Annotated in this window: 9 protein-coding genes; 5 read left to right on the top strand and 4 right to left on the bottom strand. The window is 48.7% G+C overall.

What is annotated here, in order from left to right; translation table 11 throughout:
• Nucleotides 1-213: 213 nt before the first annotated feature.
• Nucleotides 214-1,725, top strand: a complete 1,512-nt coding sequence (locus Q3C19_RS11680; RefSeq protein ID WP_022161776.1) for a glycoside hydrolase family 10 protein — start codon at nt 214-216, stop codon at nt 1,723-1,725.
• A 153-nt stretch (nt 1,726-1,878) separates the two neighbouring features.
• Here the strand turns inward: Q3C19_RS11680 and Q3C19_RS11675 are convergent, their stop codons facing one another.
• The 4 genes from Q3C19_RS11675 to purL form a co-directional block, all read right to left on the bottom strand.
• Nucleotides 1,879-2,427 carry a chromate transporter gene (locus Q3C19_RS11675; RefSeq protein ID WP_022161775.1) on the bottom strand — a complete coding sequence of 183 codons (549 nt, stop codon included), beginning with the start codon at nt 2,425-2,427 and terminating at the stop codon, nt 1,879-1,881.
• A gap of 26 nt (nt 2,428-2,453) precedes the next feature.
• Nucleotides 2,454-3,002: a chromate transporter gene (locus tag Q3C19_RS11670; protein ID WP_022161774.1), complete on the bottom strand. Its 549-nt coding sequence runs from the start codon at nt 3,000-3,002 to the stop codon at nt 2,454-2,456.
• Between the two features lie 59 nt (nt 3,003-3,061).
• Complete coding sequence (locus Q3C19_RS11665; protein WP_302729482.1) at nt 3,062-7,096, bottom strand: two-component regulator propeller domain-containing protein; 4,035 nt, start codon at nt 7,094-7,096, stop codon at nt 3,062-3,064.
• Nucleotides 7,097-7,313: 217 nt separating this feature from the next.
• Complete coding sequence (gene purL / locus Q3C19_RS11660; protein ID WP_071149016.1) at nt 7,314-11,024, bottom strand: phosphoribosylformylglycinamidine synthase; 3,711 nt, start codon at nt 11,022-11,024, stop codon at nt 7,314-7,316.
• A 921-nt stretch (nt 11,025-11,945) separates the two neighbouring features.
• Between purL and Q3C19_RS11655 the strand changes: the two genes are divergently transcribed.
• From Q3C19_RS11655 to Q3C19_RS11640, 4 genes are all read left to right on the top strand, one after another.
• Nucleotides 11,946-12,599 carry a LysE family translocator gene (locus tag Q3C19_RS11655; protein ID WP_022161771.1) on the top strand — a complete coding sequence of 218 codons (654 nt, stop codon included), beginning with the start codon at nt 11,946-11,948 and terminating at the stop codon, nt 12,597-12,599.
• Between the two features lie 40 nt (nt 12,600-12,639).
• A complete protein-coding gene (locus Q3C19_RS11650; RefSeq protein WP_302729478.1) occupies nt 12,640-13,179 on the top strand; it encodes a DUF4924 family protein in 540 nt (179 codons plus the stop codon).
• A gap of 80 nt (nt 13,180-13,259) precedes the next feature.
• A complete protein-coding gene (gene rfbD / locus Q3C19_RS11645) occupies nt 13,260-14,126 on the top strand; it encodes a dTDP-4-dehydrorhamnose reductase (protein WP_287641557.1) in 867 nt (288 codons plus the stop codon).
• A gap of 9 nt (nt 14,127-14,135) precedes the next feature.
• Nucleotides 14,136-15,710 (top strand): peptide chain release factor 3, encoded by a 1,575-nt coding sequence (locus tag Q3C19_RS11640; RefSeq protein ID WP_277120569.1) that lies wholly within the window; start codon nt 14,136-14,138, stop codon nt 15,708-15,710.
• Nucleotides 15,711-15,834: the final 124 nt, after the last annotated feature.

The raw sequence follows: 15,834 nt of genomic DNA, 5'->3' as shown, positions 1-15,834 counted from the left end.
CACTACAGATAGGCTTAGCGTTTTATTAGCTTCAGATGATCAGGTCTGATGGTCTGTGGCTGTGTCGCGCCTTTCTGTGGTGAAAGTTTGTTTTTATACCCCCTATGCTTAACAGGAAAGCGCATGAAACAAAAGATTTCTATTCGTTATTTTCGCGGAAATGTTTAACTTTGCGACCTTACGTGGAATTTAGTTAATTGAAAATACCGGATTATGAAGATTAGAATACTATTATTGCACCTGTTGCTGTGTGTGTCGATGCTGACGGTATCAGCACAAAATATCGCGTCGGGACGCTATCCCAAACGTGAGTTCCGTGGAGCGTGGATTCAGGCCGTGAATGGCCAATTCAAAGGCATGTCGACAGAGAAAATGAAGCAGACGCTGATAGAACAGCTGAATTCGCTGCGTGGGGCGGGTTTCAACGCCATCATCTTTCAGGTACGTCCCGAGGCGGATGCCTTGTACGCATCGCGTCTGGAGCCCTGGAGCCGCTATCTGACGGGAGTACAGGGACAGGCCCCCGAACCGTATTGGGACCCCATGCAGTTTATGATTGAAGAGTGCCACAAGCGTGGCATGGAGTTTCATGCGTGGATCAATCCGTATCGGGTAAAGACATCTTTGAGGAACGAGCTTGTGCCCAATCATGTGTACAATCTGCATCCTGAGTGGTTTGTGACTTATGGTGACCAGATTTACTTCGACCCGGCCTTGCCCGAAAGTCGCCGTCATATCTGTCTGGTAGTGGGCGATATCGTTTCGCGCTACGATGTCGATGCCATCCACATGGACGACTATTTCTATCCTTACCCGATTAAGGGAGTCGATTTTCCTGACGATGCCAGCTTTGCCCGTTACGGAGGCGGTTTTGATAACAAGGCCGACTGGCGCCGCAGTAATGTAAATACGCTTATCAAGCAGTTGCACGAGACTATCCGTGAGGTGAAACCCTGGGTGAAATTCGGTATCTCGCCCTTTGGCATCTACCGCAACGAAAGCAGCGACCCGCTGGGCAGCAAGACGAAAGGACTGCAGAACTACGACGACCTGTATGCCGACGTATTGCTGTGGGCACGCGAGGGCTGGATCGACTATAACATCCCGCAGATATATTGGCACATCGGACATCCGGCTGCCGACTACGAAACGTTGGTAAGATGGTGGGCCAAACATACCGAAAACCGTCCGCTGTTTATCGGACAGTCGGTGCAGAACACCATCCAGAATGCCGATCCGCAGGATCCCGGAATAAACCAGTTGCCGCGTAAGATGGCTTTGCAGCGTGCTTACCAGACCATCGGCGGAAGTTGCCAGTGGTATGCAGCTGCCGTAGTCGAGAATCAGGGACGTTATCGCGACGCATTGGTTGCCGAATATCACAAGTATCCGGCTTTGCCGCCAGTGTTCGACTTCATGGACAATCAGGCTCCCGATAAGGTACGTAAGCTGAAACCAGTATGGACGGAAGACGGATATATCCTTTTCTGGACGGCTCCCAAGTATAAGGACGAGATGGACCGTGCCGTGCAGTTTGTAGTATATCGTTTCGATAGCAAGGAAGATGTCGATTTGGACGACCCCTCGCATATTGTAGCCATTACTCGCGACTGCTTCTACAAGCTGCCTTACGTAGATGGAAAGAAGAAATACCGTTATGTAGTAACTGCCCTCGATCGTTTGCAGAACGAATCCAAGCAGGTATCGAAGAAAATAAAACTGTAACGGAATAGATAGATGTCCCGATGGCCGATTGATTGTCGGTATCTTCGGACAGAAAAAAGGCGCGGATTTCGCAGATACGACGGATCGCTTGTTGTTTTTTGATCCGTACACTCTGTGAAATCCGCGCCTTTTATATAGAAAAGTGTAGACCGCTTAGTAAAGCAGCAGCCCAGCCAGACCACAGGCAATAATCATCCCGATAGGGTTCAGCTTGTACTTCTTTGTTCCGACAAAAGCCACCAGGAAAATGATGCAGCTGATGACGAACGAGTAAGTATCTTCGGTAGGCGAGCTGAAATTCTCGGTGTTCATCAGAACCAGCGCTGCGGAAGCAAGCAGTCCTACCACAGCAGGGCGCAAACCGCTGAATACGGCTTCTACTGCCGGATGCTTCTGGTACTTCAGGAAAAAACGGCTGATGGTGAGCATCAGGATAAAGGACGGAAGTACCACGGCAAACGTCGCAATCACCGATCCCCATACACTGCCCGTAGCCGTAAAGCCGACGTAGGTAGCCGAATTGATACCGATTGGACCGGGAGTCATCTGACTGATGGCGACAATGTCGGTAAACTCCTGAGGTGTGAGCCATTCGTAGCGTGTGACCACTTCGCCTTGTATCATCGAAAGCATGGCATAACCTCCACCAAATCCAAAAAGGCCTATCTTGAAAAAGGTATAAAATAGTTGCAGAAATATCATATCTTTGTTTCCTCCTTTTTAATTCTTCATTCTTCATTCTTCATTTTTCTGTATCTTCCCCATACGTATCCGCCGACTCCTGCGGCAATGATAATCCAGATGGGCGAAAAGCCAAGAAGCCAGATCAGCAGGGCAGACACGACCGGAATCCAGACGTTGTACTTGTTTATCTTAGCCGATTTTGCCATGCTGAAGGTAGGGGCTGCAATCAGGGCTACAACAGCGGGACGTATGCCTTTAAATATACGTTCGACAACTGTGTTTTCCTTGAAGTTGTGGAAAAACAGGGCAATGGCCAATATAATAAGGAAAGAAGGCAGAATGGTACCCAATGCGGTGACGATACTGCCGCGGATGCCTCGCAGACGGTAGCCGATGAAGATGGATATGTTGACGGCCAGAATGCCCGGTGACGATTGTGCAATGGCAAGCAAGTCTATAAAGTCTTCTTTGGCTATCCAGTTGCGTTTCGTTACAATCTCGTCTTCTATCAGCGGCACCATGGCATAACCTCCACCGATGGTGAAGGCACCGATTTTGAAGAAGATGGAGAAGGCTTCGAGATAAATATTCATAAAATGATAAGAGTTTATTAGTCAATTCTTAAGATGAAATGTGTATGTTGCCCTTTCTCTTACGATGGGTTTTCGGGCGACAGGCGCTTCTCTTTTTCCTGTAGCTTGTCTTTGGCGTATTGGCTCGGACTGACATTGAAGTGCTTTTTGAACACTTCACGGAAATACTTGGCATCGTTGAAACCTGTCTTTTCGGCAATTTCCGTGATGCTGTATCTTTGTTCTTCCAGCAGTCGGGCAGCATATTTCAGTTTTATTAGGCGGATATAGTCGGCCGGCGCCTGGTCGGTCAGTGCTTTTATCTTGTTGTAGAAGCTGGTACGGCTCATATTCATCAGGCTGCAGAGGGTATCGACATTGAAGTTGGGGTTGTCCATGTTTTCATCGACACCTTTCTTCACGGCTGCGATGAACTCTCGGTCAAGGTCGTTGCTGCAATTGCTGCAAGGTATGTCTGCGCCTTTGTCATTCAGCTCCAGGTTGGCATATTTGCGGCGCAACAGTGCACGGTTGGCCAGCAGATTGGCTATCGTAGCTCGTAGAATACCGATGTTGAACGGCTTCACTATGTATTCGTCGGCACCGCTTTGCAGGCCTTCTATGATGTTTTTGTCTGTGCTGAGTGCTGTCAGCAGAATGATGGGGATATGCGAAGTCTCGATATCTTTCTTCAATATCTGGCACAATTCGTCGCCACGCATTTCGGGCATCATAATGTCCGAGATGACCAGACTTGGCATTATTTCTTTTGCCATGCCAAGGGCTTCCTTGCCATTGTTGCACACCTGAATACGATATTCGTCGGACAAGCTGTTTTGCAGATAAGTTCTCAGTTCGTCGTTGTCTTCTACTATCAGCAGTTTAGGCAGGTCTTCCGACTGTTGGTTGGGGTTTGATTGTTTTTCTGCTGGCATACGGACCTGTGCAGTCTGGACAGTTATATTATGTCCGGCATTTCCATCGTTCTGTTCCGGATGAGCAAGTGCCTTTCGGTACTTCCTTTTGTCTTTCGGGAACGTGACTTTGATGGACGAGCCTTTGTTTTCGGTACTGCTGAAGCTGAGTTTTCCCTTGTGTATGTTGACCAGTTTCCATACCAGTAGCAATCCGATGCCGCTTCCTGTTATTTTTGAGTTGACGGCATTGCTTCCACGGAAGTGCATTTTAAACAGTTTCTTCTGTTCGGATGCCGGTATACCGATTCCGGTATCTTTTACTTCGATGCTCCACGAGTCGTTGTTGTCGGTAGCGCAGATTTGTACGCTACCTCCTTCTGGTGTGTATTTAAGGGCATTCGATATGATATTTTTCAGGATGGAATCCATTTTATCCTTATCCAACCAGACGTTGAGGTACTGGAAATTCTTTTCATAAGTCAGGGCAATCCGTTTGACATCGGCATATGCCTTGAACACATGAATAGTTTCTTCAATATAAGTATTCAGCTCATATTCGGCTACGTGCAGGTTGCTGGAGTATGTATCTGCCCGTTCAAAATTGAGCAGGTTGGTAGTCAGACGCAATAAGGCATTCACATTCCGCAAAGCGGTGTTCAGGTTGCTTTTTCCTTTTTCGCTCAGTTGTTCGCGTTCTTCCACTTCTTCCAATGGGGCTTTTATCAGGGTTAACGGGGTACGGATGTCGTGTGCCGTATTGATGAAGAAACGAATTTTCTCGTCCGAAACTTTCCTTTGCTTTTTCATCATTAAAATACGCATGCCGGTAGCGACAATGCTTAGCAACAGGATGATGTAAAAGGCGATAGCCCATCCGCTCAGCCATATTGGTTTTTCTATGATGATCTGCATGCTGCGTTCTTCCAGAATTACATTGCGGTTTTCATTCGAGATGGCTCGTATGCGCAAGGTGTATTCTCCCGGATTCAGATTGGTGAAGCGGATGCTACTTTCCCGGCTGGGGCGGCTCCAGGCATCGTAAAAGCCTTCCAGTTTCCAGGAATAAAGAATCAGCGAAGGGTAATCATAATTGATGGACGATACCTGCATGGAGAATGTATTCTGATCGTACTTCAGCCTGAGGGTTTCTGTTTCGTTGATGTCGGTCTTCAGAGGAGAGTCCTCGTCGTTGGGATAAACCGTCTGGTATAGCACACGCAGGTCGCTAAGTACCATTTTAAACTTGTAATCACTGGGAAGCACAATGTCTTTGCTGAATTCGATGGCACCGTCCGTGCTTCCGAAAATGAAATTTCCGTTTTTGCGCAACGTTCCCGAGGATGCGTTGAAGTGGTCAGACTTCAGACCTTGTTCCTTGGTCCAGTTGTGGAAAGTTTTATCGACGGTGCTGAAGTTACTTAATCCGCTTTCCGTACTAAGAAATATGTTATCCTGTCCGTCGGACAGAATATCGTAAATGTTGTTGGATATCAGTGCGCTGTTTTCTGTATAGTAGCGTTCGAACTTGCTTGTCCGGATGTCGTAGATCAACAGACCGGCATTGTTTGTTCCGATATACAGCAGGCTGTCGCCGGCCTGATAAAGAGAATAAATGTAATAAGACTCAATAGGCATGGAGATGGATTGCGGCTTTCCACTTTCTTTGTCAAGCAAGTAAAGTCCGTTTGTCGTTCCTATCCACATGTGTTTCTTGTCTTTTTCAAGAATGGTAGTGACTCCTGTCAGATCGTCGAAATAGCGTATCTCCTTCTTCTTATAATCTATCTCTTTCAGGTTGTAATAACCACCCGACCACACTTTACCTTCCGAATCCAGTGTAATGGAACGGATGTATTTGTCGGGACGGATATTCAGGTTGCCGAACAAAGAAGGAGTAAAGAAGTTTACGCTGTTGTTGTGCTTGTTGATTTCGTAGATACCGGAACTGTATCCGCCTGCCCAGATGATGCCGGGAGCTACCTCGCACAGAGAGAGGAAAGCATGGTTCTTGCTATGGAGTTCCTGGTCGAACATACTGAGATATGAAGTCCATTTTCCGTTCTTCACTTCATAAAGGCTGATACCGTTGTTGGTAGCAAACCACAAGTCGCCATCATGATCTTCGATGATGGCATTTACCTGATCGTTGACGAGCGACTGACGGTTGCCGATGGAGTGTTTGATCCATTGATAGGAAGCATAGCGGTTGTTACGTACGGTGATTCCTATGGGATAATTGGCCATCCAGATACGTTGTTCGTTGTCGATGTAGATATCGCTGATGTTGTTGCCATTCATACCATTGTTACTGTTGTAGTCGGCTACGATATATGGTTCCGATTCGTAGGTATGGACGTTGCTTTTGTAAATTCCGGCTCCGTCGGTAGCTATCAGTATTTCGTTATCGTTCAGAGCTTGGATGCAGTTGATGGTGATGTCCATCAGGCCGGCCTGAAGAGGGCGTATCCGGTGGTTGTCCAGTTCGTAGACATAGACTCCGCGCTGAAAGGTACCGATGAAGACCTTGTGTGAAGGACGGTGGTAGTATAACTCGTTGATTTGGAGTGTGAGGTTGTCCAGCTGTTCGCAAGGCGACACCTTTAGAGTATTGTTCTGAAGTTGGGCATAATGAATGCCGATGTCAGTTCCTATAAAGTAATGTGTCGAATCTATTTGTTCGATTCCTGTGATGTTTCCGTTTATTTCGTTTTGAATGGTGGTAACCTTGCTTGTATCCGAATGGAACAGGTAGATGAGGTCGGAAGTGCAAAGCCAGACAACACAGTTGTCATCTACAAAGCCATAACTGACAGGGGAATGGATTTCTTTGACAAAAGCACTTTTAGGAAGTTTGTAGACCAGTTGAAATGTGTCGTGTACGTCATCGTAACGGAAGACACGCCCTTGTTTGCCTATTTCCCACAATGTTCCTTTCTTGTCGATACAAAGCCAGTTCAAGTTCAGGATAGAGCTTACCTCTTCTTCTCCGTCCATCAGTTTGTAGGGCTTGAAGTCTTTTCCGTTGAAACGGTCTATTCCGTCGTGTGTAAGAAACCACATGTATCCCTTTTTATCCTTTTGGATAGCATATACTTGTCTGTTGCTTAGTCCGTTTTCTACTCCAATGTATTTGTAAGTCTGAGCTATGCAAAGCAGTGGAAACAGGAGGAATATGAAAGAAAGAACCTTTTTCAACATGATTGTCGGTTTTTATTGGCACTAACAGAGAATGTGCCCTTGTATTAAGATTACAAAAATAGGATTTTTATTTGAGATAAGCAAAAAGGAGGTGGCATATCTTACGGATAAAATAAATACGGATTGTACGTGAAGTCACTGAATAATTGAGGAATATCCTCGTGACACTGCGTACAATCCGTATGGTGTCCTCTAGAAAGAGGGAGGTAAAATGATTTTATTTATTATTCATCTTTTCTTCTACCCACTTGCGTGCGTTGACGAAGGCTTCTATCCACGGTGTTACCTGGTCGCTGCCCAAACGGTCGGCTGGGTAGTAAGCGTTCTGCCATGGGAAGATGGCACGCTCCAGGTGAGGCATGATAGCCAAATGGCGGCCGTCGGGGCTGGCAATACCTGCTACTGAGTAGTCGGAACCGTTAGGATTGCCGGGATATTCGTCGTAGGTGTATTTGGCCACGATATTGTAGTGGTCTTCGTCGTAAGGCAGGGAGAACTTGCCTTCGCCGTGAGCCACCCAGATGCCCAGCTTGCTGCCACTCAACGAACCGAACATTACGCTGCGGTTGGTCGGGATAGTCACACCCAGGAAGCGGCTTTCGAACTTATGCGAGTCGTTGTGAAGCATGCGTCCACGTTTCTCGTCGGTGGGGTTGATGAGGTTCAGTTCCATCATCAGCTGGCAACCGTTACATACACCCAGTGAGAGAGTATCTTCGCGGGCATAGAACTTGTCAAGCGCTTCTTTTGCCTTGGGGTTGAAGAGGAAGGCGCCCGCCCAACCTTTGGCTGAACCAAGTACGTCGGAGTTGGAGAATCCGCCGCAGAAGACAATCATATTGACATCTTCCAGCGTTTCGCGTCCGCTTACAAGGTCGGTCATGGTTACGTCCTTCACGTCGAAGCCGGCCAGATAGAGTGAGTAGGCCATTTCGCGTTCGCCGTTCGTACCCTTTTCGCGGATGATGGCTGCACGGATGCCGCTCGGTGTACGACGGTCGGGGCTGATGCCGTATTGCGAGAGCTTGCCAGTGAATTCGGGCATGAAGGCCAGATCCATAGGCTGCATCTTGTAGTTCTCGAAACGCTTCTTGGCGCAACCGTTCATTGATTGACGACGGTCGAGCAGGTAAGAAGTAGAGTACCATACGTCGCGCATGTAGTCGATGCCGAACTGATAAGTGGCACCGTCTTTTTCGACGAGGATGTGACGCTCATCGGTCGGCTTACCAATCTTCACGAAGCCTACACCTGCGTCTTCGAGTATCTTCTTCACTTCGTCCTTGTGCTTGTCGGCTACCTGAATAACGATACCCGGGTTTTCGGCAAACAATATCTTGATGAGGTCGTTTTCCTTAATCTTGTCGAGGCTGATTTCCATACCGCCTTCTACGTTGGAGAAGCACATTTCGAGCAGCGTGGTGATGAGACCGCCTGCCGAGATGTCGTGTCCGGCCAGGATGAGGCCTTTGTTCACCAATTCCTGAACGGCGAGGAAGGCGTCGCGGAAGTATTCGGGATTCTGTACGGTAGGTACGTCGTCGCCGACTTTGCCCAGTGACTGTGCGAAAGCCGAACCACCCAGTTTCAGGGTGTCGAAGCTGAAGTCGATGTGGTAGAGTGTGGTCTTATGGTCGTTCACCAATACGGGCGAAACCACTTTCTTCACGTCGCTCACTTCACCGCCAGCCGATACGATGACCGTACCCGGAGCAATGACTTTGCTTCCGTCGGGGTATTTCTGTGTCATGGACAACGAGTCCTTACCGGTAGGCACATTGATCTGCAGAGCGCAGCAGAAGTCGCTCAATGCTTTGACTGCCGTGTAGAGGCGTGCGTCTTCACCTTCTTGTGAGCGGCAAGGCCACATCCAGTTGGCGGAGAGCGATACGCTATCCAGACCTTCGGCCAGCGGTGCCCATACGAGGTTGGTCAATGCCTCGCTGACAGAGAGTACAGAGCCGGCAGCCGGGTTGGCCAATGCGGCTTGCGGAGCATGACCCAGCGAAGTGGCGATACCTGCCTGACCACGATAGTCGAGGGCTACCACACCACAGTCGCTCAGCGGCAGCTGAAGTTCGCCTACGCATTGCTGGCGGGCAATCTTACCTGTTACGGAACGGTCTACCTTGTTGGTCAACCAGTCTTTGCAGGCTACAGCCTCCAGTTGGAGTACGTTGGCCAGGTATTCATGCAGTTTGGGTAGTTCGTAAGTCGGCATTTCGTAATGACGCTCTACGGTTTTGTCTACCATGTATGTTTTGGGTGAAGAACCGAACATTTGGTCAACGGCCAGGTCGAAGGGGCGCACGCCGTCAGCTTGCTCGAAGCAGAAGCGGTGGTCGCCGGTTGTTTCGCCTACGACGTACATCGGGGCGCGTTCGCGTTCGGCAATCTTACGTACGTGTTCGATGGCTTCTTCCTTGATAAGCAATCCCATACGCTCCTGACTCTCGTTGGCAATGATTTCTTTGGCCGAGAGGGTCTTGTCGCCGATGGGAAGTTTGCTCATGTCGATGTGTCCACCACATTCTTCTACCAATTCGGAGAGACAGTTCACGTGTCCGGCTGAACCGTGGTCGTGGATGGAGACAACAGGGTTGACATCTTCTTCGCAAAGGGCGCGTACTACGTTGTAGGCACGTTTCTGCATTTCGGCGTTGGCGCGCTGTACGGCGTTCAACTCGATGCCGCTGCTGTATCGGCCTGTGTCTACAGACGATACGGAGCCGCCGCCTAAACCGATGCGGTAGTTGTCGCCACCCATCACTACGACCTTGTTGCCTGCTTCGGGTTTGCCTTTCAGGCAGTCGCGCTGCGTGCCGTAGCCTACGCCACCGGCCAACATGATCACTTTGTCGTAGCCGTAGACTTCTTCTTTTTCTTTATGTTCGAAGGTCAGCACCGAACCGCAGATAAGCGGCTGACCGAACTTGTTACCGAAGTCGCTGGCACCGTTGGATGCCTTGATCAGAATCTGCTCGGGTGTCTGATACAACCATTTGCGCACGGGCAGGATTTCTTCCCACTCGCGTCCTTCTTCCGAACGGGGGTAGGAGGTCATGTAGACTGCTGTACCTGCGATGGGCCAGGAGCCTTTACCGCCACCCATACGGTCGCGGATTTCACCACCCGTACCGGTTGATGCACCATTGAAGGGCTCTACAGTGGTGGGGAAGTTGTGTGTTTCGGCTTTCAGCGAGATGACACTCTTGATGTCCTTCACCTGGAAGTAGTCGGGTTTCGAGTGATCGGCGGGTGCGAACTGCTCGATAACGGGACCTTCGGCAAAGGCTACGTTGTCTTTGTAAGCCGATATGATTTTGTTGGGATTTTCCTGTGTTGTCTTCTTAATCATCTGGAAGAGAGAGGATTCCTGCTCTACGCCGTCGATGATGAACGTACCGCCGAAGATTTTGTGACGGCAGTGTTCGGAGTTGATTTGGGCGAAGCCGAATACTTCGGAGTCGGTCAGCGGACGTCCGAGGTCTTTCTCCACTTTTTTCAGATAGTCCATCTCTTCTTTCGAGAGGGCCAGACCTTCCTGCTCGTTGTAGGCTTCGAGATCTTCGATGTGGACGATAGGTTCGGGTTTGCGGTTAGTGGTGAATACTTGTTGGTCGAGTCCTTTGTACATGCGTTGCAGCATAGGGTCGTGGTCGGCGTTTTCGTCGGCTACGGGGAAGTACTCTTCTATGCGCAGAATGCCGTTGAGGCCCATGTTCTGAGTGATCTCTACGGCATTTGTACTCCAGGGAGTAATCATTTCGCGGCGCGGGCCTACGAAATATCCTTTCAGGTTTTCTTCACTTTCGGGGGTGGCTTCTCCAAAAAGCCAGCAGAGCTTTTCGCTTTCTGCCTGCGAAATGGCGTGTTCGCATTCTACGGCAATCACGCTTTTTTGAGGAGTTCTGTAGAAAGAAATCATAATTATTATAGCGCTATATTGATGATAAAATTCTTTATTATCAAGTTGTTTCGGGGATTATGGCTCCCTTTGTCCTTTTTCGTATGCAAAGATAGTGCAAACCGAGTGAAGTACAAAGCAAAAACCTTGTTTTTAGCTTTTACTTCGGAGGTGTGGTATGTTTCATTTTGGTTTTTAGGGTAGCGTAAAAGCTGCTTCACTTGCATGTACGTTACATCGATACTTGCACGTACGTTACATCCTTCACCGCATCTTTCTGTTTATCAGATGATTAATGAATTTGTTTTTCGCGGGGTGGAGCCAAGGAAAATGGGCAGATTCGGAAGTGGTGAAACTAAAAGGTGAATCTTCCGTGAAACCATATGTTTCACCGTATTGTGCTGAAAACCAGTATGCTGAAAGCCGGGTGAAAGCGTGAAGGCAAATTGGAGGGTTTAAGGTTTAAAGTTGAGGGATGAGGGTTTGAAGTTTGAAATGTATCCCTTTCACTATTCATTTTTAATTATTCATTTTTCATTCTCAACGTCCCTCTTTATCCGTGTAACATCGGTAGTTAGCTGGCGTAACAAGCAATGCTGTCTGGTATCGGAAGCAATGCCGTCGGGTTTCACAAGCAATGCAGGCAGGTTTCACAAGCAATGCCGACTGGTTTTGCTGACAAACCCCACGGGTTTTATTTGTAATCCCGCCGAGTATTGCTTGCAACGCCCACGAGTATTGCTTGTGTTTCTCGCGAGCCGTGCTTGTGTCTCTCGCGAGCCGTACAAGTGTGGCTCACGAGCCGTGCAAGTGTTGTTTTTGTTTCATATACCATTTGCTTGCATCGTCCGCTTTTGTTATAGGGCATGCATGTGGATGCACAAGAGTCAAAAACTCGTTTTTCGCTTTGTACTTCCCTTGGTTTGCACTATCTTTGCACCCATGATTCAGATTGAAACCATATTGGACATATTGTGGAAGGGCTTTATTATAGGTGTCATCGTGTCGGCACCGTTGGGTCCTGTAGGGGTGCTTTGCATACAGCGTACGCTGAACAAGGGACGCTGGTATGGTTTCGTGACAGGTATAGGCGCGTCGCTTAGCGATATATTCTATGCGTTGCTGACGGGATACGGAATGAGTTTCGTATTCGACTATGTGAATAAAAACATCTTTTATCTGCAACTTTTTGGCAGCATTCTGCTGCTGGCATTCGGTGTCTATACTTTCCGGAGCAATCCGGTGCAGTCCATCCGTCCGGTTTCGGGCAGCAAAGGCACTTATTTTCACAACTTTATTACGGCTTTTTTCGTTACACTCTCCAATCCGCTCATCATATTGCTGTTTGTCGGACTTTTCGCCCGTTTTGCTTTCATTAGCCCCGGCGTGCTGCTGTTCGAGGCTGTTACGGGCTATCTGGCCATTGCATTGGGTGCCCTTTCGTGGTGGTTCGGTATCACCTATTTTGTCAATAAAGTGCGGACTCGCTTCAACTTGCGAGGCATCTGGATGCTGAACCGTATCATTGGAAGCATAGTGGTGATAGTATCGGTCGTGGGACTGGTATTTACGTTGATGGGAGAATCTTTGTATTGACGAAAGAAGCAGATTTGGAAGATTAATCAGGAAGAGTGGTATGAAGGTAGCACAGAAACTGAAAGAAGAAAACATTGCCGAATACCTTATTTATATGTGGCAAGTGGAAGATCTGATACGTGCCAACGGGTGCGACATCGACCGTATGTGCAGCAACATCGTTTCGCGTTATCCCGAAGAAGAACGTGCCGCGCTGAAGGAATGGTATGGCAACCTTATTGAGATGATGCGTGCCGAAGGAGTGACGAAGAAGGGGCATCTGCAGATCAACCGCAATGTGATACTGAACCTGACCGACCTGCATGCCGCCCTGTTGTCGTCTACCAAATATCCGTTCTACAACGCAGCTTACTTCAAGGCGTTGCCTTTCATCGTGGAGTTGCGTCAAAAAAACGGAAAGACCGACGAACCCGAACTGGAAACCTGTTTCGAAGCCCTGTACGGCGTATTGCTGCTTAAACTTCAGAAACGGGAAATCACTCAGGGAACAGCACGTGCCATCGAAGCCATCAGCAGTTTTCTTTCCATGCTGGCGGCCTATTATGCCAAGGAGCGGAAAGGTGAACTGGAAGACCTGTGACAGGATTTCCGGAGAAGGCTTCTGCTCAAAGACGAAAATTGTTCATCGTAACATTATATTTTTAAGTATCAATTTTTTAAATGAATATTTTAATAACCGGTGCCAACGGTCAGCTTGGCAATGAGATGCGGGTTTTGTCCGCCGAAAACCAACAATATACCTATTTCTTTACCGACGTGCAGGAACTGGACATCTGCGACGAGCAGGCTGTGCGTGCCTTTGTAAGCGATCATGCAATCGACGTGATTGTGAATTGTGCCGCTTATACGGCCGTGGATAAGGCTGAAGACAATCGCGAACTGTGCGATAAACTCAATCATCTGGCTTCCGGCTACTTGGCCGAAGCTGCCGAAGCTCGTGGAGCAGCATTGATACAGGTGTCGACCGACTATGTGTTCGACGGTACGGGGCACATCCCCTATACGGAAGAAATGCAGCCTTGCCCCAATTCGGTATATGGTATAACGAAGTTGGCAGGCGAGGAGGAAGCTATGCGGAAATGCAGCCGTACCATGATTATCCGTACGGCATGGCTGTACTCCATCTATGGCAACAATTTCGTAAAGACTATGATCCGCCTGGGTCGTGAACGTGAGTCGCTCGGAGTTGTGTTCGACCAGATTGGTACTCCGACCTATGCCCGCGATTTGGCTCGTGCCATTTTCGCCGCTATCCGTCAGGGAATCGTTCCCGGCATCTATCATTTCAGCAACGAAGGCGTTTGCTCGTGGTACGATTTTACCGTAGCCATTCATCGCCTGGCAGGCATCACCACTTGCAAGGTCGGTCCTTTGCATACCGATGAATATCCGGCCAAGGCACCCCGTCCGGCCTATTCGGTGCTCGACAAGACGAAGATCAAGAAAACATTCGGCATTGAGATTCCCCATTGGGAAGCGTCGCTTGCCGAGTGCATCGGAAAATTGTTAGAAGAATCAGAAAAGTAATTCAGATATATGGCAAGTAATCAGGAAATAGAAAGACGACGTACATTTGCAATCATTGCACACCCCGATGCCGGTAAGACATCGTTGACCGAGAAGTTGCTGCTTTTCGGCGGACAGATACAAGTGGCAGGAGCCGTGAAGAGTAACAAAATCAAGAAAACGGCTACTTCCGACTGGATGGATATCGAGAAACAGCGTGGTATCTCTGTGACTACTTCGGTGATGGAGTTCGACTATCACGACTATAAAATCAACATCCTTGATACACCGGGCCACCAGGACTTTGCCGAAGACACTTACCGCACGCTGACGGCGGTAGACAGCGTTATCATCGTGGTGGACGGTGCCAAAGGTGTGGAAACGCAGACACGCAAGCTGATGGAAGTGTGCCGTATGAGGAACACGCCGGTCATCATCTTCGTCAACAAGATGGACCGCGAAGCCAAAGATCCTTTCGACCTTCTTGACGAACTGGAGGAAGAACTCCATATTCACGTGCGTCCGCTGACGTGGCCCATTGAGAGTGGTCCCCGCTTCAAGGGCGTTTACAACATTTACGAACAGAAGCTCAACCTCTTCCAACCCAGTAAGCAGGTCGTAACCGAAAAGGTGGAAGTTGACATCCATACCGAAGAATTGGACAACCGGATCGGACAGAACCTTGCCGACAAGTTGCGCAGCGAACTGGAGCTGATAGACGGCGTTTATCCCGAGTTTCAGGTAGAAGACTATCTGAAGGGCGAACTGGCTCCTGTATTCTTTGGTTCGGCTCTGAACAACTTCGGTGTGGAAGAGTTGCTCGATACGTTTGTGGAGATAGCTCCCAGTCCCCGTCCTGTGAAGGCCGAAGAACGCATCGTGATGCCCGAAGAACCCAAGTTCACCGGTTTCATCTTTAAGATTACGGCCAATATCGACCCGAACCATCGTTCGTGTGTGGCTTTCTGTAAGATCTGTTCGGGCAAGTTTGTCCGCAACGCTCCTTACTATCACGTGCGTCATGGCAAGACAATGCGTTTTTCCAGTCCTACACAGTTTATGGCACAGCGTAAAACGACCATTGACGAAGCTTGGGCAGGTGATATCATCGGTTTGCCCGATAACGGAACCTTTAAGATTGGTGATACGCTGACCGAAGGCGAATTGCTCCACTTCCGCGGTTTGCCCAGCTTCTCGCCCGAAATGTTCAAATACATCGAGAATGCTGACCCCATGAAGCAGAAACAGCTGGCCAAGGGTATCGACCAACTGATGGACGAAGGTGTGGCACAGTTGTTTGTCAATCAGTTCAACGGCCGCAAGATTATCGGTACGGTAGGACAGTTGCAGTTCGAGGTGATCCAATACCGTTTGGAGAACGAATACAATGCCAAGTGCCGTTGGGAGCCCGTCAGTCTGTACAAAGCCTGCTGGATTGAAAGCGACGATCCGGCCGAACTGGATGCCTTCAAGAAGCGCAAATACCAGTACATGGCCAAGGACCGCGAAGGCCGCGACGTGTTCCTGGCCGATTCGGGTTACGTATTGCAGATGGCTCAAATGGACTTCAAGCACATCAAGTTCCATTTTACGAGCGAATTCTGATACGGAAGAGTCATGTAGTGAGGCGGAAATATAGATGGGTTACTCTATCTGGCGCCTTGGAAGAAATAGACGAAGCATTGACGAATATGGGCAAATATCCTTTTTTATAATTGGGATATTTGCC

It is taken from the genome of Bacteroides sp. ET489 (assembly GCF_030518095.1).
GTDB classification, from domain to species: domain Bacteria; phylum Bacteroidota; class Bacteroidia; order Bacteroidales; family Bacteroidaceae; genus Bacteroides; species Bacteroides ndongoniae.
Note: the sequence above shows the minus strand (reverse complement) of the source record. Positions and strands in the feature narration are given on the sequence as shown.

What these genes read in the sequence shown, in the direction of transcription:
- Q3C19_RS11640 (WP_277120569.1), top strand. Translation starts at nt 14,136, where the DNA reads ATGGCAAGTAATCAGGAAATAGAAAGACGACGTACATTTGCAATCATT.
- Q3C19_RS11680 (WP_022161776.1), top strand. Translation starts at nt 214, where the DNA reads ATGAAGATTAGAATACTATTATTGCACCTGTTGCTGTGTGTGTCGATG.
- Q3C19_RS11670 (WP_022161774.1), bottom strand. Translation starts at nt 3,002, where the DNA reads ATGAATATTTATCTCGAAGCCTTCTCCATCTTCTTCAAAATCGGTGCC.
- rfbD (WP_287641557.1), top strand. Translation starts at nt 13,260, where the DNA reads ATGAATATTTTAATAACCGGTGCCAACGGTCAGCTTGGCAATGAGATG.
- purL (WP_071149016.1), bottom strand. Translation starts at nt 11,024, where the DNA reads ATGATTTCTTTCTACAGAACTCCTCAAAAAAGCGTGATTGCCGTAGAA.
- Q3C19_RS11665 (WP_302729482.1), bottom strand. Translation starts at nt 7,096, where the DNA reads ATGTTGAAAAAGGTTCTTTCTTTCATATTCCTCCTGTTTCCACTGCTT.
- Q3C19_RS11650 (WP_302729478.1), top strand. Translation starts at nt 12,640, where the DNA reads ATGAAGGTAGCACAGAAACTGAAAGAAGAAAACATTGCCGAATACCTT.
- Q3C19_RS11675 (WP_022161775.1), bottom strand. Translation starts at nt 2,427, where the DNA reads ATGATATTTCTGCAACTATTTTATACCTTTTTCAAGATAGGCCTTTTT.
- Q3C19_RS11655 (WP_022161771.1), top strand. Translation starts at nt 11,946, where the DNA reads ATGATTCAGATTGAAACCATATTGGACATATTGTGGAAGGGCTTTATT.